The sequence below is a fragment of the Thermus thermophilus genome, from assembly GCF_019974155.1.
In the GTDB taxonomy this organism is placed as follows: domain Bacteria; phylum Deinococcota; class Deinococci; order Deinococcales; family Thermaceae; genus Thermus; species Thermus thermophilus_C.
Window position 1 is genome coordinate 1,867,661 of the sequence record NZ_AP025158.1, and the last position, 19,137, is coordinate 1,886,797.

Annotated in this window: 21 protein-coding genes and 1 rRNA gene; 10 read left to right on the forward strand and 12 right to left on the reverse strand. The window is 69.6% G+C overall.

What is annotated here, in order from left to right:
- The 4 genes from TthTMY_RS10055 (at position 1) to TthTMY_RS10070 (ending at position 3,343) form a co-directional block, all read left to right on the forward strand.
- Complete coding sequence (locus TthTMY_RS10055) at positions 1-708, forward strand: SDR family NAD(P)-dependent oxidoreductase (protein ID WP_011174216.1); 708 nt, start codon at positions 1-3, stop codon at positions 706-708.
- Positions 705-1,166 carry a transcriptional regulator NrdR gene (nrdR, locus tag TthTMY_RS10060; RefSeq protein WP_096411165.1) on the forward strand — a complete coding sequence of 154 codons (462 nt, stop codon included), beginning with the start codon at positions 705-707 and terminating at the stop codon, positions 1,164-1,166. Before TthTMY_RS10055 ends, nrdR begins: the two co-directional genes overlap by 4 nt.
- Before the next feature lie 104 nt (positions 1,167-1,270).
- Positions 1,271-2,789, forward strand: a 16S ribosomal RNA gene (locus TthTMY_RS10065).
- A gap of 89 nt (positions 2,790-2,878) precedes the next feature.
- Complete coding sequence (locus TthTMY_RS10070; RefSeq protein ID WP_096411166.1) at positions 2,879-3,343, forward strand: NUDIX hydrolase; 465 nt, start codon at positions 2,879-2,881, stop codon at positions 3,341-3,343.
- Here the strand turns inward: TthTMY_RS10070 and meaB are convergent.
- The 4 genes from meaB to TthTMY_RS10090 all read right to left on the reverse strand — a co-directional run bounded on the left by meaB (position 3,296) and on the right by TthTMY_RS10090 (position 6,795).
- On the reverse strand, positions 3,296-4,243 hold the full coding sequence (gene meaB / locus TthTMY_RS10075; protein ID WP_223903239.1) for a methylmalonyl Co-A mutase-associated GTPase MeaB: 948 nt from the start codon (positions 4,241-4,243) through the stop codon (positions 3,296-3,298). The genes TthTMY_RS10070 and meaB overlap by 48 nt on opposite strands.
- A 45-nt stretch (positions 4,244-4,288) precedes the next feature.
- The gene (locus tag TthTMY_RS10080) at positions 4,289-4,663 is read right to left on the reverse strand and encodes a RidA family protein (protein WP_014630244.1); all 375 of its coding nucleotides are present in this window, start codon (positions 4,661-4,663) and stop codon (positions 4,289-4,291) included.
- A 4-nt stretch (positions 4,664-4,667) separates the two neighbouring features.
- The gene (locus TthTMY_RS10085; RefSeq protein WP_096411167.1) at positions 4,668-6,488 is read right to left on the reverse strand and encodes a PQQ-binding-like beta-propeller repeat protein; all 1,821 of its coding nucleotides are present in this window, start codon (positions 6,486-6,488) and stop codon (positions 4,668-4,670) included.
- Positions 6,489-6,561: 73 nt separating this feature from the next.
- Positions 6,562-6,795, reverse strand: a complete 234-nt coding sequence (locus TthTMY_RS10090) for a hypothetical protein (RefSeq protein WP_008630901.1) — start codon at positions 6,793-6,795, stop codon at positions 6,562-6,564.
- A gap of 117 nt (positions 6,796-6,912) precedes the next feature.
- Between TthTMY_RS10090 and murA the strand changes: the two genes are divergently transcribed.
- Positions 6,913-8,190 (forward strand): UDP-N-acetylglucosamine 1-carboxyvinyltransferase, encoded by a 1,278-nt coding sequence (murA, locus tag TthTMY_RS10095; RefSeq protein ID WP_081424948.1) that lies wholly within the window; start codon positions 6,913-6,915, stop codon positions 8,188-8,190.
- Positions 8,191-8,232: 42 nt separating this feature from the next.
- Here the strand turns inward: murA and TthTMY_RS10100 are convergent, their stop codons facing one another.
- Positions 8,233-8,676 carry a hypothetical protein gene (locus tag TthTMY_RS10100; RefSeq protein ID WP_096411168.1) on the reverse strand — a complete coding sequence of 148 codons (444 nt, stop codon included), beginning with the start codon at positions 8,674-8,676 and terminating at the stop codon, positions 8,233-8,235.
- Between the two features lie 80 nt (positions 8,677-8,756).
- On the opposite strand from TthTMY_RS10100, the gene prfB reads away from it, so the two are divergent.
- Positions 8,757-9,855, forward strand: a protein-coding gene (prfB, locus tag TthTMY_RS10105) for a peptide chain release factor 2 (RefSeq protein ID WP_096411169.1) whose coding sequence is annotated in 2 segments (ribosomal slippage) — positions 8,757-8,807 and positions 8,809-9,855 — 1,098 coding nt in all. Because the reading frame shifts where the segments join, the coding sequence is not laid out codon by codon here.
- Positions 9,856-9,859: 4 nt separating this feature from the next.
- Here the strand turns inward: prfB and phoU are convergent.
- The 4 genes from phoU to TthTMY_RS10125 all read right to left on the reverse strand — a co-directional run bounded on the left by phoU (position 9,860) and on the right by TthTMY_RS10125 (position 13,327).
- A complete protein-coding gene (gene phoU / locus TthTMY_RS10110; protein WP_096411170.1) occupies positions 9,860-10,522 on the reverse strand; it encodes a phosphate signaling complex protein PhoU in 663 nt (220 codons plus the stop codon).
- A 14-nt stretch (positions 10,523-10,536) separates the two neighbouring features.
- Positions 10,537-11,430, reverse strand: coding sequence for a sensor histidine kinase (locus TthTMY_RS10115; protein WP_096411171.1), 894 nt, complete (start codon positions 11,428-11,430; stop codon positions 10,537-10,539).
- Positions 11,427-12,098 carry a response regulator transcription factor gene (locus TthTMY_RS10120; RefSeq protein WP_096411172.1) on the reverse strand — a complete coding sequence of 224 codons (672 nt, stop codon included), beginning with the start codon at positions 12,096-12,098 and terminating at the stop codon, positions 11,427-11,429. Before TthTMY_RS10120 ends, TthTMY_RS10115 begins: the two co-directional genes overlap by 4 nt.
- Positions 12,099-12,199: 101 nt before the next feature.
- Positions 12,200-13,327: an alanyl-tRNA editing protein gene (locus TthTMY_RS10125; RefSeq protein ID WP_096411173.1), complete on the reverse strand. Its 1,128-nt coding sequence runs from the start codon at positions 13,325-13,327 to the stop codon at positions 12,200-12,202.
- Between the two features lie 99 nt (positions 13,328-13,426).
- Between TthTMY_RS10125 and TthTMY_RS10130 the strand changes: the two genes are divergently transcribed.
- On the forward strand, positions 13,427-14,158 hold the full coding sequence (locus TthTMY_RS10130) for a pseudouridine synthase (protein WP_096411174.1): 732 nt from the start codon (positions 13,427-13,429) through the stop codon (positions 14,156-14,158).
- 143 nt (positions 14,159-14,301) lie between these two features.
- Here the strand turns inward: TthTMY_RS10130 and TthTMY_RS10135 are convergent, their stop codons facing one another.
- The 3 genes from TthTMY_RS10135 to TthTMY_RS10145 form a co-directional block, all read right to left on the reverse strand.
- Positions 14,302-14,811 carry a ubiquitin-like small modifier protein 1 gene (locus tag TthTMY_RS10135; RefSeq protein ID WP_096411175.1) on the reverse strand — a complete coding sequence of 170 codons (510 nt, stop codon included), beginning with the start codon at positions 14,809-14,811 and terminating at the stop codon, positions 14,302-14,304.
- Positions 14,812-14,868: 57 nt separating this feature from the next.
- Positions 14,869-16,695: an aldehyde ferredoxin oxidoreductase family protein gene (locus tag TthTMY_RS10140; RefSeq protein ID WP_223903240.1), complete on the reverse strand. Its 1,827-nt coding sequence runs from the start codon at positions 16,693-16,695 to the stop codon at positions 14,869-14,871.
- A 124-nt stretch (positions 16,696-16,819) separates the two neighbouring features.
- Positions 16,820-17,779, reverse strand: coding sequence for a quinone oxidoreductase family protein (locus tag TthTMY_RS10145; RefSeq protein WP_096411176.1), 960 nt, complete (start codon positions 17,777-17,779; stop codon positions 16,820-16,822).
- A 90-nt stretch (positions 17,780-17,869) separates the two neighbouring features.
- On the opposite strand from TthTMY_RS10145, the gene TthTMY_RS10150 reads away from it, so the two are divergent.
- The 3 genes from TthTMY_RS10150 to TthTMY_RS10160 are packed head-to-tail and all read left to right on the forward strand — an operon-like array spanning position 17,870 to position 19,109.
- Positions 17,870-18,286: a hypothetical protein gene (locus tag TthTMY_RS10150; RefSeq protein ID WP_223903241.1), complete on the forward strand. Its 417-nt coding sequence runs from the start codon at positions 17,870-17,872 to the stop codon at positions 18,284-18,286.
- Positions 18,283-18,834 carry a hypothetical protein gene (locus tag TthTMY_RS10155; RefSeq protein WP_096411178.1) on the forward strand — a complete coding sequence of 184 codons (552 nt, stop codon included), beginning with the start codon at positions 18,283-18,285 and terminating at the stop codon, positions 18,832-18,834. The genes TthTMY_RS10150 and TthTMY_RS10155 overlap by 4 nt, the downstream gene beginning before the upstream one ends.
- Complete coding sequence (locus TthTMY_RS10160; protein ID WP_223903242.1) at positions 18,816-19,109, forward strand: winged helix-turn-helix domain-containing protein; 294 nt, start codon at positions 18,816-18,818, stop codon at positions 19,107-19,109. The genes TthTMY_RS10155 and TthTMY_RS10160 overlap by 19 nt, the downstream gene beginning before the upstream one ends.
- Positions 19,110-19,137 lie beyond the last annotated feature (28 nt).

Here is a 19,137-nt window from a genome sequence, read left to right on the forward strand (position 1 = left end):
ATGTCACGGGACCTTCTGGGCCTCGAGGGGAAGATCGTCATGGTCACGGGCGCGGGCCGGGGGTTCGGGCGGGCCATCGCCCACGGGTACGGGCGCAACGGGGCCACGGTCATCGCCGTGGACCCCGACGTGGAGCTCGCCACGGGGGTAGCCTCGGAGGTGGAGGCCCTGGGGGCCACGGCCATCCCCATCCGCGGGGACATGAGCGTGGTCTTGGACGTCACCAGCACCTTTGAAAAGGTGGAGGAGCTCTTCGGCCTCCTGGACGGCATCGTCCACGTGACCACCGCCGAGAGCAAGACGCCCTTCGTGGAGCTTTTGGAGGGGGAGTGGTACGACCTCATGAGCCAGGACGTGAAGTCCAGCCTCTACGTCCTCCAGCAGGGGCTGCGCCACCTGGCGGGGGGCGGGTTCGTGACCATCGTCCTGCCCCCCGCAGCCCGCATAGAGCCCCACACCGTCTCCGTGCGCAAGGCGGTGGAAGGGCTCATTGAGGGGGCCACCCGCACCTTCCCCGGGGTGCGGGTGAACGGCGTGGTTCCCTCCCGCGACCCCGTGGGCGACCCCTACGACCTGCCCCTGGTCCGGGCCGCCTTGGGCCTGGGGTCCATGGTCTCCGAGGGGATCCGGGGGGTGGTCCTCGAGGTCCAGCTCCCCGAGCCCCCCTTGGAGTTTGAACCCTACGCCGCCTTGAGGGAGCTGCCATGAAGTGCCCCTACTGCGGCCAGCCCGACACCCGGGTGGTGGACTCGAGGCCCTCCGACGAAGGCATGGCCATCCGCAGGCGGCGGGAGTGCCCCTCCTGCGGCCGCCGCTTCACCACCTACGAGCGCACCCAGCTTGAGCCCCTCATGGTGGTCAAGCGGGACGGGCGCAAAGAGCCCTTCAACCCCGACAAGCTCCTAAGGGGCCTCCTCCTCGCCTGCGAGAAACGCCCCGTGGACCGGGAGGTCCTCAAGCGCTTCGCCTACACCTTTGAGGACCAGGTCTCGGGCCCGGAGATCACCTCGGAGGAGATCGGGCTCAAGGCCCTGGCCTTCCTCAAGGAGCTGGACCACGTGGCCTACATCCGCTTCGCCTCCGTCTACCGCGAGTTTGACTCGGTGGAGCGCTTCATTGAGGAGATCCGCTCCCTCGCAAGCCTTGACAAAAAGGAAGGGGATTGATAGCATAGCTTTTGCTGCGCGGGCGAAAGCCCAAGCAGGGGGATCTTGAAAAGGGGAGAAGGCAGGCCAAGCATCTGCGTCCTGCGCCCTTTTAGGGCGTTGATTTGTTGGAGAGTTTGATCCTGGCTCAGGGTGAACGCTGGCGGCGTGCCTAAGACATGCAAGTCGTGCGGGCCGCGGGGTTTTACTCTGCGGTCAGCGGCGGACGGGTGAGTAACGCGTGGGTGACCTACCCGGAAGAGGGGGACAACCCGGGGAAACTCGGGCTAATCCCCCATGTGGACCCGCCCCTTGGGGCGTGTCCAAAGGGCTTTGCCCGCTTCCGGATGGGCCCGCGTCCCATCAGCTAGTTGGTGGGGTAATGGCCCACCAAGGCGACGACGGGTAGCCGGCCTGAGAGGGTGGCCGGCCACAGGGGCACTGAGACACGGGCCCCACTCCTACGGGAGGCAGCAGTTAGGAATCTTCCGCAATGGGCGCAAGCCTGACGGAGCGACGCCGCTTGGAGGAAGAAGCCCTTCGGGGTGTAAACTCCTGAACCCGGGACGAAACCCCCGATGAGGGGACTGACGGTACCGGGGTAATAGCGCCGGCCAACTCCGTGCCAGCAGCCGCGGTAATACGGAGGGCGCGAGCGTTACCCGGATTCACTGGGCGTAAAGGGCGTGTAGGCGGCCTGGGGCGTCCCATGTGAAAGACCACGGCTCAACCGTGGGGGAGCGTGGGATACGCTCAGGCTAGACGGTGGGAGAGGGTGGTGGAATTCCCGGAGTAGCGGTGAAATGCGCAGATACCGGGAGGAACGCCGATGGCGAAGGCAGCCACCTGGTCCACCCGTGACGCTGAGGCGCGAAAGCGTGGGGAGCAAACCGGATTAGATACCCGGGTAGTCCACGCCCTAAACGATGCGCGCTAGGTCTCTGGGTCTCCTGGGGGCCGAAGCTAACGCGTTAAGCGCGCCGCCTGGGGAGTACGGCCGCAAGGCTGAAACTCAAAGGAATTGACGGGGGCCCGCACAAGCGGTGGAGCATGTGGTTTAATTCGAAGCAACGCGAAGAACCTTACCAGGCCTTGACATGCTAGGGAACCCGGGTGAAAGCCTGGGGTGCCCCGCGAGGGGAGCCCTAGCACAGGTGCTGCATGGCCGTCGTCAGCTCGTGCCGTGAGGTGTTGGGTTAAGTCCCGCAACGAGCGCAACCCCCGCCGTTAGTTGCCAGCGGTTCGGCCGGGCACTCTAACGGGACTGCCCGCGAAAGCGGGAGGAAGGAGGGGACGACGTCTGGTCAGCATGGCCCTTAAGGCCTGGGCGACACACGTGCTACAATGCCCACTACAAAGCGAAGCCACCCGGCAACGGGGAGCTAATCGCAAAAAGGTGGGCCCAGTTCGGATTGGGGTCTGCAACCCGACCCCATGAAGCCGGAATCGCTAGTAATCGCGGATCAGCCATGCCGCGGTGAATACGTTCCCGGGCCTTGTACACACCGCCCGTCACGCCATGGGAGCGGGCTCTACCCGAAGTCGCCGGGAGCCTGCGGGCAGGCGCCGAGGGTAGGGCCCGTGACTGGGGCGAAGTCGTAACAAGGTAGCTGTACCGGAAGGTGCGGCTGGATCACCTCCTTTCTAAGGAGCAAGCAAAAGCCTGCCTTCTCCCCTTCTCAGGTCCTCAGGGCGCCCTTGGGCGCCCTTTTTTGTTGCCGCAAGGAGGGGGTTTGCGCAGGAAGCGAAAGGGGCAAAGGCCCACCCGGCGCGTGGTCTCTGCGGGGGGCGTGGTCCTCAAGGGGGATCCTCCCGAGGTCCTGGTGGTGTCCCTGAGGGGCGGCCGGGTCCTCACCCTCCCCAAGGGCCAGGTGGAGCCCGGGGAACGCTACCCGGAGACCGCCGTGCGGGAGGTACGGGAGGAGACCGGGGTGGAGGCCTCGGTCCTCGCCCCTTTGGGGCGGGTGCGCTACTACTTCACCGTCCACGAGCCCGAGGGCTCGGTGACGGTGGGCAAAGAGGTCCACTACTTCCTCATGCGCTACCTGGGGGGCACCCCCAGGCCCCAGCCCACCGAGGTGGAGGACGCCTTTTTCCTCCCGGCGAGCGAGGCGCTGGAGCGCCTCTCCTATCCCAACGAGCGGGAGATGCTAAAGCGCGCCCTCCTCCGCCTTCGGCCCCGGGCCAAGAAGGCTTAGGGCCGCCTCCTCGGGGGTGAGCTCCCCCCGGGCCACCCGGGCCACCAAGGCGCCCGCCCCCTGGGTTCTTTGGCGGCCCCACTCCTGGATGACGCTCTCCACCTCAAACCGGGCCCGCTCCAAGCGGTGCCCCTCCAAGAGCCCGTGCTCCACGAGGTGGCGGTGGTGGGCCTCGAGGCTCTCAAAGAGGGCCTCCACCCCCTCGCCGCTGGCCGCCACCGTGGGGTGGATGGGGGGGCGCCACCCCCCGGGCCGGGGCGGGGAGAGCTCCAAAGCGCTTTTGAGCTCCTGAACGATCCGCTCCCCGCCGGGCAGATCAAACTTGTTGACGGCGAAGACGTCGGCGATCTCCATGACCCCGGCCTTAAAGGCCTGGACCGCGTCCCCCGCGGCCGGGGTGAGGACGAGGAGGGTGGTGTCCGCCACCCGGGCGATGTCCACCTCGCTCTGCCCCACCCCCACCGTCTCCACGAAGACGCGGTCAAAGCCGAAGGCCTCGAGGAGGCTCAGGGCGGCCACCGTAGCCCCGGCAAGCCCACCCAAGGCCCCCCGGGAGGCCATGGAGCGGATGTAGACCCCGGGGTCCTGGTGGTGGCGCATCATCCGGATCCGGTCGCCGAGGATGGCCCCTCCGCTAAAAGGGCTTGAGGGGTCCACGGCCAAGACGGCCACCCGCTCCCCCCGCTTCCGGGCCTCGAGGATGAGCCGGTCGGTCAGGGTGCTCTTCCCCGCCCCAGGGCTTCCCGTCACGCCCACCACCTTGGCCCGCCCTTTCCCCCGGACCCGCTTCAAAAGCTCCCGGCCTGCGGGGTGGCCCGACTCCACCAAGGTCAAGGCCCGGGCCAAGGCCCTGGGGTCCCCTTCCTGGAAGCGGCGCCAAAGCTCCTCGGAAATGCTCATGGGCCCATTCTACGGGTTTTTGCCCCCTTGCAGAAAAAAGTGCCCCTACTCGGCCAGGGCCACGCAGGCCACCTCCACCCGGACCCCCCGAGGCAAGGCCTTCACCGCCACCGTGGCCCGGGCGGGGTAAGGCGGGGCGAAGTAGCGGGCGTAGACCTCGTTGAAGCCGGGGAAGTCCTCCATGTCGGCGAGGAAGCAGGTGGTCTGGACCACGCGGGAGAGGCCGGAACCCGCCGCTTCCAAGACCGCCTTCAGGTTCTCCATCACCCGCTCCGTCTGGACCCGGATATCCCCCTCCACCAGGGAGCCGTCGGGGGCGAGGGGGATCTGGCCGGAGACGAAGACGAAGCCTCCCGCCTTCACCGCCTGCGCATAGGGGCCGATGGCCGCGGGCGCCCTGTCGGTCTTCACCGCCTCCATGCCCCTATCCTACGCCGAAGCGGTAGAGCCTGCCGGAGAGGCTCACCACCAGGACCTCCTCGGGAAGGGGCAGGGGCGGCACCTGCACGGGCCCGAGGCCCGAGGCCTCAAAGACCACCTGCCCCCGCCGGTCCACCGCGAGCAGTCGGCCCTCCTCCGTGGCCGCGTAGACGTGGCCTTGGGCGTAGGCGAGGCCGGCGGTGGTCTTCCCCACCTCGAGGCTCCAGACCTCCTCCCCGGTGAGGCGGTCCAGGGCCCGGAGGACCCCGTCCCACCCGGCCACGTACACGTGTTCCTCCCCCACGGCCAGCCCGCCCCAGATCTCGCCCTCCAGGGCGACGCTCCAGAGGGTCTCCCGGCTCAAGGGGTCAAAGGCGTACACCTCCCCTTGCCAGGTGGGAATGTAGAGGACGCCCTTGTAGCCGGCTACGGGGGCGTGGACGGGTCCCGTGCGCACCTTGTACCGCACCCCCCCGTCCTTGGGGTCCAGGGCGTAGAGCCAGCCGTCCTCGCTTCCCACGAAGACCATGCCCCGGTAGAAGGTGGGGCTTGCGGAGAGGTGCCCCCCGGCGCGGAAGCGGAAGAGGGGCCGGTCCTTCTCGTAGGCGTAGAGGGTTCCGTCGCGGCTTCCCACGTAGACCCGGTCCCCCACCACGAGGCAGGCGGCGGTCACCTCGGCCCCCGTCTCCGCCGACCAGTCCAGGCTCTGGCCGCGGAAGCGGCGGACGCGGCCGTCCCAGGCCCCCACGTACACCCCTCCCTTGCGCACCACGGGCGGGGCGGTCACCTCGTCGGGCAAGGCCACCCGGGCCACCTCCCCGGTGAGGAGGTCCACCGCCACCAGGCTCCGCCCCACCCCGAGGAAGACCCGCCCGCCGGCGTAGACCATCTCCCCCGGCCAGGCGGCCTCCCCGCCCAGGTCCACCCTCCCCTTGAGGGCGAGCCTCCGGGGCTCGGGGGCGAAGGGGTAGTGGCCGGAGCGGCTCGCCCCCGCCCTGGGGGTGGCCAGGCGCAGGGCCTGGAAGCCCGCCAGCACCCCGCGGAAGAGGCCGGGGTGGGAGGGGCGCTCCTCGGGGTGCTTGGCCAGGAGGGCCAAAACCGCCTCCCCCACGGCCCGGGGCACGGCCGGGTTCAGGGCCTCGGGGGGCTTGGGCTCCTCGTAGACGTGCTGGAAGAGGATCGCCTGGTCGTTCTCCCCCTCAAAGGGCGGGCGGCCCGTGAGGGTGCGGTAGAGCACGGCCCCGAAGCTGTACAAGTCGGCCTTGGGGGTGAGGGGGAGGCCCTTGGCCTGCTCCGGGGCCATGTAGGTGGGGGTGCCGAGGGTGTACCCCGTGCGCGTGAGGTGGCGGCTCTCCTGGAGCAGGTAGGCGAGGCCGAAGTCCATGACCTTGGGGTGGCCCTCCCGGGTGAGGAGGATGTTCTTGGGGGTGAGGTCCCGGTGCAGGATCCCCTGGGCGTGGAGGTGGGCCAGGGCCTCCATCACCTCCTCCGCGCCCCGGAGGATCGCGTCCCCCTCCGGCCCCTCCTCAAAGGGGCCCAGCCGGTCAAAGGTGCCCCCCTCCACCAGCTCCATGACGAAGAAGGGGCGCCCCTCCTCCTCCCCCAGGTCCAGGACCTGGACGATGCCGGGGTGGGAGAGGCGGGAGAGGGCCCGGACCTCCAAGAGGAAGCGCTCCCGCTCGGGCGGGAGGGCCCGGGGGTGGAGGAGCTTCACCGCCACCTTCCGCCCCAGGCGCTCGTCCACCGCCCGCCACACCTCGGCCATGCCCCCGGAGCCCAGGGGGGCCTCGAGGCGGTAGCGCCCGGCCAAGACCACGAGGGCCATTCTACCGGGGCAAGCGCCCCGCTTCGGCCCTTGCCAAACCGGGGGCCCCGAAAAGGCCTGGCCGCAAAGGCCCTCAGGCCTCTTCCTCGCCTTCCTCGGCCTTGAGGTGCTTCAAGAGGGCTTCCAGCTCCTCCTTGGCCTTCCCCTCTTCCAGCTCCCGGGCGATCTTCTCTATGGCCAGGCGCACCACCTCCGACTTGGAGACCAGGCGCTCGGGGCTGGAGAGGGCGTAGGCGGCGCGGGTAAGGAGGGCGTCCTGCTCCTCGGAGATCACCACCTGTAGGCGCTTCTTCTCCTTTTTGGCCATGCCCCTCCTTCAGGGGCCATAGTGTAGCAAAAGCCCCCTTTGCTTGACAATGCCGCACCCCCACCCTATGCTCAACTTGAGTATGATGCGCAAGGGGCGCGTGAGGGGGCGGAAAGCGTGGGCGTGAGCCGGGTGCTGTACGTGGAAGGCGGCACCCCCTTAAAGGGGGAGCTTAGGGTCTACCCGGCCAAGAACGCCGCCCTGCCCATCCTCGCCGCAAGCCTCCTCACCCCCGAGCCCATCACCCTGGTGGAGGTGCCGAGGCTTAGGGACGTGGAGGTGATGCTGGAGCTCCTCGCCCACCTGGGCACCCAGTACGCCTGGGAGGGCCGGACCCTCCACCTCCAGACCCCGGAGATCAAAAGCACCCACGCCCCCTACGAGCTCGTGGGCCAGATGCGGGCGAGCTTCATCGTCTGGGGGGCCCTCCTCGCCCGGGCCGGGGAGGGGCACGTCTCCATGCCGGGGGGGTGCGCCTTCGGCTTCCGCCCCGTGGACCAGCACATCAAGGCCCTCGAGGCCCTGGGGGCGGAGGTCTGGGAGGAGGACGGCACCTTCCACGCCCGCAGGACCCGCCCCCTCTCGGGGCGGGTGGTCTTTGACCTGCCCACCGTGGGGGGCACGGAGCAGGCCATGCTGGCCGTGGCCCTGGGCGGGGAGGCCACCTTAGTCCAGGCGGCGGTGGAGCCCGAGGTGGTGGACCTGGGCCACTTCCTCGCCCTCCTCGGGGCCGAGGTGGAGGGGCTGGGAAGCCCCATCGTCCGCATCAAGGGCGCGCCCCGGCTAAAGGGCGGCACCTACCGCATCATCCCCGACCGCATAGAGGCCGGGACCTACCTCCTGGCGGCGGCCGCCACCCGGGGAAGCCTCACCCTGGAAGGCGTGCGCCCCGACCACCTGGACGCCCTCTTGGACAAGCTTTGGCGCTCGGGGCACCGGCTCGAGGTGGGGGAAGACTGGATCCGCTTCCGGGCCACCCCCGACCCCGCCCCCTTCCACGTGGAGGCCCGGGAGTACCCGGGCTTTCCCACGGACCTCCAGCCCATCGCCACCGCCTACCTGGCCACCGTCCCCGGCCAGAGCACGGTGGTGGACCGCATCTACCCCGACCGCTTCACCCACGTGGGGGAGCTGGCCCGCATGGGGGCGGAGCTCTACCTGCGGGACCGGATCCTCACCGTCCAGGGCAGGCGGCTCCACGGCGCCCAGGTCAAGGCCCTGGACATCCGGGCGGGAGGGGCCTTGGTGGTGGCGGCCCTGAGCGCCGAAGGCGCCTCGGAGATTGAGGGCGTCTACTTCCTGGAGCGGGGCTACGAGCACCTCACGGAAAGGCTCCAGGCCCTGGGAGCCCGGGTGCACCTCCGGGAAAGCCCCGTGGCCCTGGCCGCCGACTGAGGCGGGCTTGCGCCCGCCTAGGCCCCGCCCCGGCCGGGGCGCTCACCCCAGGAGGCGGAGGGCCTCCGGGAAGCGGAAGAAGAAGCGGTCCCGGGCGAGCTCAGGGCTGTAGGCCCGCTCCACGTACCCCGCGGCCCGCATGGCCTCCAGCACCTCCCGGGCCACCTCCCGGTCCCCGAGGCGGGCGGCGAGGAAGGCCAAGGCCTCCTCCTCCTCGTCCCCCTCCCCCACGAACTCGGGGAACTCCTGGTCCAAGGCCCGCATCAGGGCCTTCAGGTCCAAAGACCGGGAGCTAAAGAACCAGCGGGGCCTCTCCCCGGGGAGGAAGTGGGCGTAGCCCTGGGCCTCCAGGGCCCGGGCCACCTCCACCGCCTCGGCGTGGGAAAGCCCCTTTCCCACCAAAAGGCCCACCAAGGCCTCCCGCTCTCCCAGAAGGCCCCTGGGGTACTCCTCCTTTAGCGCTTGCGCCCACCGCTCCACATTCATGTCTTCACTATAAAACGATGAGCGCACCTATATCAAGACACCTTGCGCCTCGCTTCGCAATCTGCTATTCTGGTAAAGGTATGGACCTGGAACGCCTCGCGCAACGCCTGGAAGGCCTCAGGGGGTATCTTTGACATCCCCCAAAAGGAAACCCGTCTAAAAGAGCTGGAGCGGCGCCTCGAGGACCCCTCCCTCTGGAACGACCCCGAGGCCGCCCGCAAGGTGAGCCAGGAGGCCGCCCGCCTCCGGCGCACCGTGGACACCTTCCGCTCCCTGGAAAGCGACCTCCAGGGCCTCCTGGAGCTCATGGAGGAGCTTCCCGCCGAGGAACGGGAGGCCCTCAAGCCCGAGCTGGAGGAGGCCGCGAAGAAGCTGGACGAGCTCTACCGCCAGACCCTCCTCAACTTCCCCCACGCGGAGAAGAACGCCATCCTCACCATCCAACCCGGGGCCGGGGGCACGGAGGCCTGCGACTGGGCGGAGATGCTCCTCAGGATGTACACCCGCTTCGCCGAGCGCCAGGGCTTCCAGGTGGAGGTGGTGGACCTCACCCCTGGGCCCGAGGCGGGCATTGACTACGCCCAGATCCTGGTCAAGGGGGAGAACGCCTACGGCCTCCTCTCCCCCGAGGCTGGGGTGCACCGCCTCGTGCGTCCCTCCCCCTTTGACGCCTCGGGGCGCCGCCACACCTCCTTCGCCGGGGTGGAGGTGATCCCCGAGGTGGACGAGGAGGTGGAGGTGGTGCTCAAGCCCGAGGAGCTCCGCATAGACGTGATGCGGGCCTCGGGACCCGGGGGCCAGGGGGTGAACACCACGGACTCGGCGGTGCGGGTGGTCCACCTGCCCACGGGGATCACCGTGACCTGCCAGAGCACGAGGAGCCAGATCAAGAACAAGGAACTCGCCCTCAAGATCCTCAAGGCCCGCCTCTACGAGCTGGAGCGGAAGAAGCGGGAGGAAGCGCTTAAGGCCCTGAGGGGCGAGGTGCGGCCCATAGAGTGGGGGAGCCAGATCCGGAGCTACGTCTTGGACAAGAACTACGTCAAGGACCACCGCACCGGGCTCATGCGCCACGACCCGGAAAACGTCCTGGACGGGGACCTCATGGACCTGATCTGGGCAGGCCTGGAGTGGAAGGCGGGCCGCCGCCAGGGGGCGGAGGAGGTGGAGGCGGAGTAGCGCCTCAGTAGACGTCCTCCGGGGCCTTGTACACCTCCCCGGTGAGCCAGTAGATGACCCTTTCGGCGATGTTTTCCAGGTGGTCCCCGAGCCTCTCGTAGCTCCGGGCCACCCGCATCAGGGTCAGGGCCTTGGTGATGGTCCGGGGGTCCTCCATCATGTAGGTGATGAGCTCCCGGGTCACGTCCTCGTAGAGGCCGTCCACCTGGTCGTCCATCTCCAGGACCCGGCGGGCCAAGGCCGCGTCCCGCTCGGCCACCGCCTTGGCCAGGGCGTCCATCATCTCCATGAGCCTGCGCCCCATCTCGGGAAGGGTCACGTACCGCTTCAAGGGCGGCTCCTGGGCGAGGAGGAGGGCGTCCTCGGCCACGTGCATGGCGTAGTCCCCCGCCCGCTCCAGATCGGTGAGGGCCTTGATCACGGTGAAGATCAGGCGCAGGTCCGAGGCCACGGGCTGGTGGCGGGCGATGACGGCGATGGCCTGGTTCTCCACCTTGAGCTCCAGGGCGTCCACCTCCTTGTCCTTGGCCACCACCCCCTGGGCCTTGGCCCGGTCCGCCTGGACCAGGGCCTCCGTGGCCTCCTGGGTCATCTCCCGCACCAGGGAGAGCATCCTCAGGCTCTCTTCCAGAAGCTGGTTCAAGGCTCGGTCCAACGCTTCCCGCATGCCGCCTCCTTTCCTCAGTCTACGGGGAGCCAGACGCCGAAGACGTTCTCCTCCCCTTCGCGCAAGGCGTAAGCCCCTCCGCCCAGGCCCTGGGCCAGGCGGCGCACCAGGTAGAGGCCGAGCCCCTGGCCCGAGCCCTCCCCTCCCCGCCGGCCCGGCCGGAAAAGGCCCTCGTAGTCGGGAAGGGGCCCCCCGCGGTCCCGCACCTCCAGGTAGAGCCGGCCACCCCGGACCTGGCTCAGGAGGCGGATGGGGTCTTGGCCGTACTTGAGGGCGTTGTCCAGGAGGTTGAGGAGGATCTGGAGGAGGGCCTCGGGGTCCGCCTCCACCCGGTGCCCCAGGGCCACCTCCACCCGCCTTCCCCGAAGGCGGTCCTGCAGAAGGGCGGAAAGGCGGAGCCAGAGGTCCTCCAGGGCGAAGGCCTCCCGGCAGCCGGGCCGGAGGTGGGCGAGGCCTTCCACCAGCCGGGTGAGCCGGGCCACCTCCTTCTTGAGGAGGTCCAGGACCTGGGCCTCCCGGGGGTCCTTGGGGGCGAGGGCCTGGAGGAGGACGGCCATCCCGGCGAGGGGGGTGCGGAACTCGTGGGCGAGGAGGGCGCTGGCCTCCTCCGCCTCGAGGCCCCGGCGCCGGGCCTCGGTCACGTCCAGGAGGTAGAGGAGGCCCGGGCGGGCCCGCGCCGAAAGAAGCCGGCCCCGCACCTCCAACACCGCCTCTCCCCCTTCCAGGGCCAGGGCCTCCAGGCGGTGGTCCCGCAGGGCCAGGATGAGGGGCAGGCCCCGGACCTTCTCCCGGTCCACCGCAAGGAGCTCCGCCGCCGCGGGGTTTATGTAGACCACCCGCCTGTCTTGGTGCACGAGGAGCCCCTCCCGGGCCTCCTCCCAAGGGAGGGTCCAGGCCTCGGGGCTCACGCCTCCTCCCGGAAGCGGTACCCCACGCCCCGCACCGTCTCCAGGAAGCGGGGGGCCTTGGGGTCCTCCCCGAGCTTCTCCCTGAGCTGGAGGACGTGCTGGTCCACGGTCCTGGGGGTGCCCAGGAAGTCCGGGCCCCAGACCGCCTCCAGGAGCTCCTCCCGGGTGCAGACCCGGCCCGGCCGCTCCGCCAGGTAGGCGAGGAGGGCAAACTCCCGCCGGGTGAGGGGGAGGGGGGTTCCTTCCAGGCGGGCCTCCATGCGCTCCAGGTCCAGGAGGAGGGGGCCCCGCCTCAGCACCCGGCGCTTCCCGGCCCGGCGCAAGAGGGCCTCGAGGCGGGCCAGAAGTTCCTCCACGGCGAAGGGCTTCACCAGGTAGTCGTCGGCCCCGCGGGAAAGCCCCTCCACCCGGTCCCGCACCCCGGCCCGGGCCGTGAGCATCAGGACGGGGAGGGACTCGTAGGGGCCCTGGCGCATCCGGTCCAGGAGGCGCACCCCGGGCTCGTCGGGGAGCATCCAGTCCAGGACCACGAGCTCCGCCTCCCGCAGGAGGGGCCAGGCCTCCCGCGCGGTGGCCGCCTCCAAAACCCGGTGCCCCGCCCCCTCGAGGGCCAGCCGCAACCCCAGGCGCAAGCTGGGCTCGTCCTCCACCAGAAGCAGGGTGGCCACGCCCCCAGTCTAGCGGGGGCCAGGTCAGGGGAGTGTCAGGCCCTTCCTCCCCCCTCGCCACGGGCCCCCAAAAGGCCGGGGTAAGCCCGGGCCATACCCCTTCAGAGCACCTCCCGCACCCGGGCCAAAGCCTCCACCGCCCGCCCCGGGGGAAGGGCGCCCTGGACCGCCTCCTTCCCCCCTCCCCGGCCCCCCAGGGCCTTGAGGCGCTCCAGCACCTCCCCCCGCCTCGGCCCCACGGCCACGAACCGCCCCTCGGGGGCCACGAGGAGGAAGGTGCCCTCAAAGCGAGCGAGCCTCTTGCCGAGCTCCCCGAGGACGGGGAGGGGGACGAGGAGGGCCTTCTCCTCCAGGGCCCTGGGCAGGAGGGCCTCCGCAAGCCCCTCCCTCAGGGCCTGGTTCTCCCCCTTTAGGGCGTAGAGCTCGTCCTGGAGCTTCCTTATGGGCTTCTCCAGCTCCAAGGGGTTCGTGGAGAAGGCGAGGGCCAGGCGGGCAAGGAGGGCGTGCTTGGCGTGGTAGTCCTCCAGGGCCTCCCAACCGGCCATGAAGTACACCCGCGTCCCTCCCTTGTACCGCTCCCACTTGAGGACCTTGATGGGCCCCGCCTGGGCGCTGGTCTTGAGGTGGGTCCCCCCGCAGGCGGCGAGGTCAAAGTCGCCGATCCGCACCAGGCGCACCTTCCCTTTGACCTTGGGGGGGCGCCTTAAGGGGTAGTGGGCGAGCTCCTCCTCGGAGACGTAAAAAGCCTCCACCGGGTAGTCGGCGTAGACGGCGAAGTTGGCGAGGGCCTCGGCTTTTAGGATTTTTTCTTCCTCGGCCTCCTCCTCGAGGTCCACGGTGCACACCGGGGAGTCCAGGCTCACGGCCACGGTGTGGTAGTCCCCAGCCCGGAGGAGGGCCTGGGAGAGGAGGTGCTGGGCGGTGTGGCGCTGCATGTGGCGGAAGCGCCTCGGCCAGTCAATCTCCCCCTCCACCTCCACGCCCTCGGGGACGGGAGCGGAGAGCACGTGGACCACGTCCCCGAAGGCCTTCTCCTCCTCGTAGGCGTGGAGGACCTGGACCTCGCCGAAAGGCCCCCTGAGGACCCCTCGGTCCGCGGGCTGCCCCCCGGACTCGGGGTAGAAGAGGGTCTGGGAGAGCACCGCGTAGTGCCCCTTTTCGTCCGTCCAGGCCCGTTCCACCCGGGCCTGGAAGCGGGTGGCGTAGCTGTCCAGCTGGTAAAGCCTCATGCCCTTTAGGATAAGAAGGGTGGCGCCCTTGGACCGGGAGGAGTTCGCCCGGCTCGAGGCCAAAGGCGCCCTCTGGTGGCTGGAAGGGGCCTTGGAGCTATGAAAGGGGAAAGGCTGGACAGGCTCCTCGCCCGCCTGGGCCTCGGAAGCCGCAAGGAGGTGGCCCGGCTGGTGCGCCGAGGGGGGGTGCGGGTCCTGGGCCAGGTGGTGCGGGACCCCGGCTTCCACGTGCCGGAAGGGGCCTCCCTGGAGGTGGAGGGAAGGCCCCTGGAGGTGCGCCGCCACCTCCACGTCCTCCTCCACAAGCCGCAGGGCTTCGTGACGAGCCGGACCGAGGGGCCTTCCGTCTACGCCCTCCTCCAGGGCTTCCCCACCCGGGGCCTCTCCCCGGTGGGCCGCCTGGACAAGGACGCCGAGGGCCTCCTCCTCTTTACCACCGACGGGGAACTCCTCCACCGCCTCACCCACCCCCGGCACAAGGTGGAAAAGCGCTACCTGGTGCGGCTGGAAAGGCCTGTGGGGCCTTCGGACCAGGAAGCCTTCCAGAAAGGTATCCTCCTAGACGGCAAGAAGACCCTTCCCGCCGAGCTTATTCCCCTAGAAGACCCCACCTGGGCCGAGGTGGTGCTTAAGGAGGGGCGGTTCCACCAGATCAAGCGCATGTTCCGGGCCCGGGGCAACCGGGTCCTCCACCTCAAGCGCCTGGCCCTGGGCCCCCTGGAGCTCGGCGACCTCCCCCCGGGGAAGGCCCGCCCCCTCACGGAGGGGGAGGAAAAGGCCCTCTACACCGCCGTGGGCCTAGGGGGCGAGGACCCTGAGGACGAGGTCTAGGGCGAGGCGCTCCCCCCGCTCGCCCACGGGCTCCAGGGCGTAGGCCTCCACCCAAAGGGGCTTCCCTGCATTCCGACCCATTGTACCCCACCCGTGCGAAAACGAAGGGGGTGAGGCCGCAAAGACCTCACAACACAAACCCCCTACCCCCCACCCCGGCTTGCGGCGAAGGCGATGCGCTCAAACCACCGCTCGGCCTCTTCCCCTTCCACCTCCACCCGAAGCTGGGGGATGGAGAGGCTTCCCACCTTCAGGGGCTCTACCTCCGCAAAGCGCACCCGGGCCCCGGGAAGGCGGTAAACCCCTTCCCCCTCCTTGACCCCGCCCCACGCCTCCAGGTAGCGCTCAAGGAGCCAAGGGGGAAAGGCCCCGAAGGTCCGCTCAAGCCCGCCCCCCGCCACCGGGGGGAAGAGGTCCAGGGTGGCCCCGGGGGAAAGGGGGGTGGAGAGGCCCTGGAGGTAGCGCACGTCCCGGCCCTCGAGGAAGACGGAGACCCGCTCGGCAAGGCCCTCCCCCTCAAAGAGCTCCTCCTTCAAGGCGGGGTAGGCCCGGACCAGGTTTTCCAGGACCTCCCCCACGGTGGCCCCGGGCACCTCCAGCTGGCTTTTCCCCGTGAGGTCCCGGAAGGTGGCGTAGAGGTTCACCTTGGGCATACCCCCTGAGTCTAAGGGAAAGCCCCGGCCTTTGGGCCGGGGCCACCCTGGGGAGGGCTAGTCGTCCGCCGCCTGGGAGAGGATGCCGAGCTCCTGGAGCTTGGCCGGGGGCACCACACCCCGCTCCCAGCCCCGCTCCCGGTAGTACTCCTCCAGCATCCGGTCCAGCTCGGTGACCTGGCCCTTGGAGCCCGCGCAGTCGGAGGGCTCCTTGAGGAAGCGCTCGGGCAGGTAGTCCGAGCCCTCGCCCCAGCCCGCCAGGTTGTTGTAGTAGCGCTCCAGGTTGTAGATGCGCTCCCCGATCCTCAGGATCTCCTCGGGGGTCACGGGGCGGCCCCAGTAGGCGGCAAGCTGCTTGGCGTACTCCTCGGGGCCCTCGGCGAACTGGCTGAACTTGCAGAGGTCCAGGGAGTCGGTGAAGGCGGAGAGGTCCTGGAAGAGCTTGGTGAGCTTGCCCTTCCCCTCCCAGGCCAGGGGGTCGGTCTTGTAGGGCACGCCCAGGATCTCCGAGGCCGGGGTGTAGGCCCTAAGGTGGCAGGCCCCCCGGTTGGAGGTGGCGTAGGCGATGCCCATGCCCTTGAGGCCCCGGGGGTCGTAGGCGGGGATGGACTGGCCCTTGACCTCCAGGGCGATCTCGGGGTGGCCGATGGCCTTGGCGAAGCGGGCGGGGCCCTCCGCCAGCATGTCCCCCACGCCCTTGCGGTAGGCGATGGCCTCGAGGACCCGCACCTCCCCCTCCTTGTCCCCGAAGCGGATCCCGTCCTCGCCCTGGTAGTAGCCCTTCTCCGTGGCCTCCATGAGGACGGCGATGGCGTTGCCCGCCTCAATGGTGTCCATGCCGTAGGCGTTGCAGAGGTAGATGGCGTAGCCCGTCCAGTCGGGGTCGGTGTGGCCCGAGTGGGCCCCCAGGGCCCAGGCGGACTCGTACTCGTAGGACTCAAAGCGGATGGTCTTGCCGTTGATGTGGACCTCCACCATCTTCTTGCAGGCCACGGGGCAGGCGTGGCAGGTGTTGTCCTTGATGAGGCGGTGCTCCCGGATGTACTCCCCGGAGATCTTCTCCGCCCCCTCAATGCAGGTGTGCTGGGCGTTAAAGGTGGGCAGGGCCCCCATGACGTTGGTGATGTTCATGAGGACGTTGGTGCCGTAGAGGGAAAGCCCGCCCTTCTTGGGGGCGGTGACGTTCTTGGGGTCGTTGATGGTGGCCGAGGCCAGGCGGTCCGCCTCCTTCCAGAGCTCGGGGTCCTTGGGCTGGGGCATCTTGTCGTGGGTGCCCACCACCACGATGGCCTTGAGCTTCTTGCTCCCCGCCACCGCCCCGGTGCCGCCCCGGCCTGCGGCGCGCTCGTCGTTGTTGATCCAGTTGGCGAAGCGCACGAGGTTCTCCCCCGCGGGGCCGATGGCCATCACGTCCGCGTCCTCCCCGTGCCGCTCCCGGAGGATGCGGTGGGTCTCGTGGGTGGTCTTGCCCCAGAGGTCGGAGGCGTCGTGGATGGAGACTTCCCCGTCCTTCACCAGGAGGTAGACGGGCTTGTCCGAGGCTCCCTTGATGAGGAGGCCGTCAAACCCCGCCCACTTGAGCTTGGCCGCGGTCCAGCCCCCCATGTGGCTGTCCGTCACCGTGCCCGTGAGGGGGCTTTTGGTGACCACGGCGAGCCTTCCCGACATCTTGGCCCGGGTGCCGGAGAGGGGGCCGTTCATGATGCAGAGGAGGTTTTCGGGGCCCAAGGGGTCCACCTGGGGGCCGTTCTCAAAGACGTACTTCACCCCGAGGCCCCGCCCCCCCACGTACATCTCCAGGTCCTTGGGGTCGGGGGCGAAGTACTCCACCTGGCCCGTGCTCAGGTCAATCCGGGCGATCCTATGGGCATATCCACCGAGCATCCTGCACCTCCCTATGCGGGCTTAGGGAAGACGGCGCACCGCGCAAGGCGTGGTCACATGAGCCCTTGGAACGGCCCATAGTATACCACGCCGCTTCCGGAAAAGTGTGCCCGGTTACCCCGGCCTAGGGCAGGAGGAGGACCTTGCCCGTGGTCCTCCGGCCCTCCAAGGCCTCGTGGGCCTCCCGGGCCTTTTCCAGGGGGAACTCGGCCCCGATGCGCACCTTAAGCCAGCCCTCCAGCACCCCCCGGAAGACCTCCCCCGCCCGAAAGAGGAGTTCCTTGCGGCTTGCCGTGTAGTGGTGGAGGGTGGGGCGGGTGAGGAAGAGGCTTCCCATGCGGTTGAGGATCTGGGGGTCCTGGGGCGGCACCGGCCCCGAGGACTGGCCGAAGAGGACGAGCATCCCCCGGGGCCTTAGGGCCGCAAGGCTTCCCAGGAAGGTGTCCTTCCCCACCCCGTCGTAGACCACGTCCACCCCGCCCCCCGAGAGGGCCTTCACCGCCTCGGCGAAGCCCTCGTAGGGCAGGGCGTAGTCGGCCCCCGCCTGGAGGCAGAGCCGGCGCTTCTCCTCGGTGCTCGCCGTGGCGTAGACCGTGGCCCCCAGGCGCTTGGCCCACTGGATGAGGAGCTGCCCCACCCCCCCGGCCCCGGCGTGCACCAGGACCTGGTCCCCGGGGGCCACGGGGTAGGTGCTCTTGAGGAGGTAGTGGACCGTCATCCCCTGGAGGAGGGCCGCGGCGGCGAGCCTCGGGTCCAGCCCCTCGGGGAGGGGGACGAGCCTCTCCGCCGGGACCACCTGGTACTCGGCGTAGGCGCCCTGCACGTTGGCGAAGGCCACCCGGTCCCCGGGCTTCACCCCCACCACGCCTTCCCCCACCTTCTCCACCACCCCGGCCCCCTCCTCCCCCAGGGTGAAGGGGAGGGGCATGGGGTAGAGGCCCTTCCGCTTGTAGGTGTCAATGAAGTTCACCCCGATGGCCTGGAGCCGCACCAGGACCTCCCCGGGCCCAGGCTCCGGGAGGGGAAGCTCCTCAAGCCTCAAAACCTCCGGTCCGCCCACCTCGTGCACCCGTATGGCCCGCATGGGAAGAGTCTACACCTTGGTGGGCGGGCTCGAGGCCACCTCTTGACGTGCCGATAAGTTTGCGCTACAAAGTTATTGGCGGAGGTGAGCATGAACGCCAAGCGGGCGCTGGTCTGGGCCTGGCTCCTCCTCGCCCCGGCCCTAGGGGGCTCCCTGGGGTACGGCTTCCTGGGCTTCCAGGGGGCCTGGCAGGTGGGCGGGGGCAGTTTCGGGACCTTCCAGGGAGTGGCCCTGGGCGGGGAGTCCTGGGGCGGGCCGAGGGGGTACGGGGGGGTCTTCCTCGTGGGGGCCTGGCTTCCCGTGGGCCCCGGGGTCTTCCTCCTCCCCGCCCTGGGCCTGGGGGGCGAAAGCGGAGGCTTCCTCCTGGACCTTGGGGTGCGGGGCTTCTGGTTCTTCCGGGAGGAAGGGGGCTGGCTTTTGGGCCTAGGCGCCGGGTACGCCCTGCCCCTGGGGGCTTCCGGGGGCGGGTGGTACGTGCGCCTGGCCTTTGGGGGAGGTAGACCGTGAAGCCGGAGGAGGCCAAGGCCCTGCTGGAGGCGGCCGAGCGGGCGGAAGGGGAAGCCCGGCTAAGGCTCGCCCTCCTGGGGGGATGGACCCTTGTACTTTGGGGCGCGCTCTGGGCCTTGGGAAGCTTTCTCCTGGCCTGGAATCCGGAGGTGGGAGGGCGGTTCTGGACGGTGGCGGGCCCCCTGGGCGGGCTCCTCTCCTTCTACCTAGGGGCCCGGCAGGGGGTGAGCGTGAGGAGCTTCCTGGGCCTCCAGACCTTCTACTTCTGGGCCCTGCTCACCCTCTTTGCCCTCCTCCACTGGCTCCTCCTCCTCCCGCCCACGGACTTGAGGGGGGAAAGCTTCCTGGTCAGCCTGGTGGCCTTCGCCTACGCCTACCTGGGCACCCTGTGGCGGATCCCGGGAATGGCCTGGGCGGGGCTAGGGTTCTTCGCCGCAGACCTCCTTCTCTATCGGGCCTTCCCCGGCCTCTTCCACCTGGGGATGGGCGCGGTGGGGCTTTGTGCCCTGGTCTACGGGGGGGTGCTCCTTTGGCGCTGGACCCGGTGATCCACCAGGAGACCCGCCTGCGCATCGTGGCCCTCCTTGCGGGCCTGGGGGAGGGGGCGAAGGCGGAGTTCACCTGGCTCAAGGAGGCCCTGGGGCTCACCGAAGGCAACCTCTCAAGCCACCTGCAGAAGCTGGAGGAGGTGGGGTACGTGCGGGTGGAGAAGGGCTTCCGGGGCAAAAGGCCCAAGACCTGGGTGGCCCTCACCCCGGAGGGCCGGGCGGCCTACGAGGCCTACCGGAAGGCCCTTCTGGAGCTTCTGAGAACCGAGGGGTAGGCCAGAGGTCCTCCACGCCCCTTCCTCA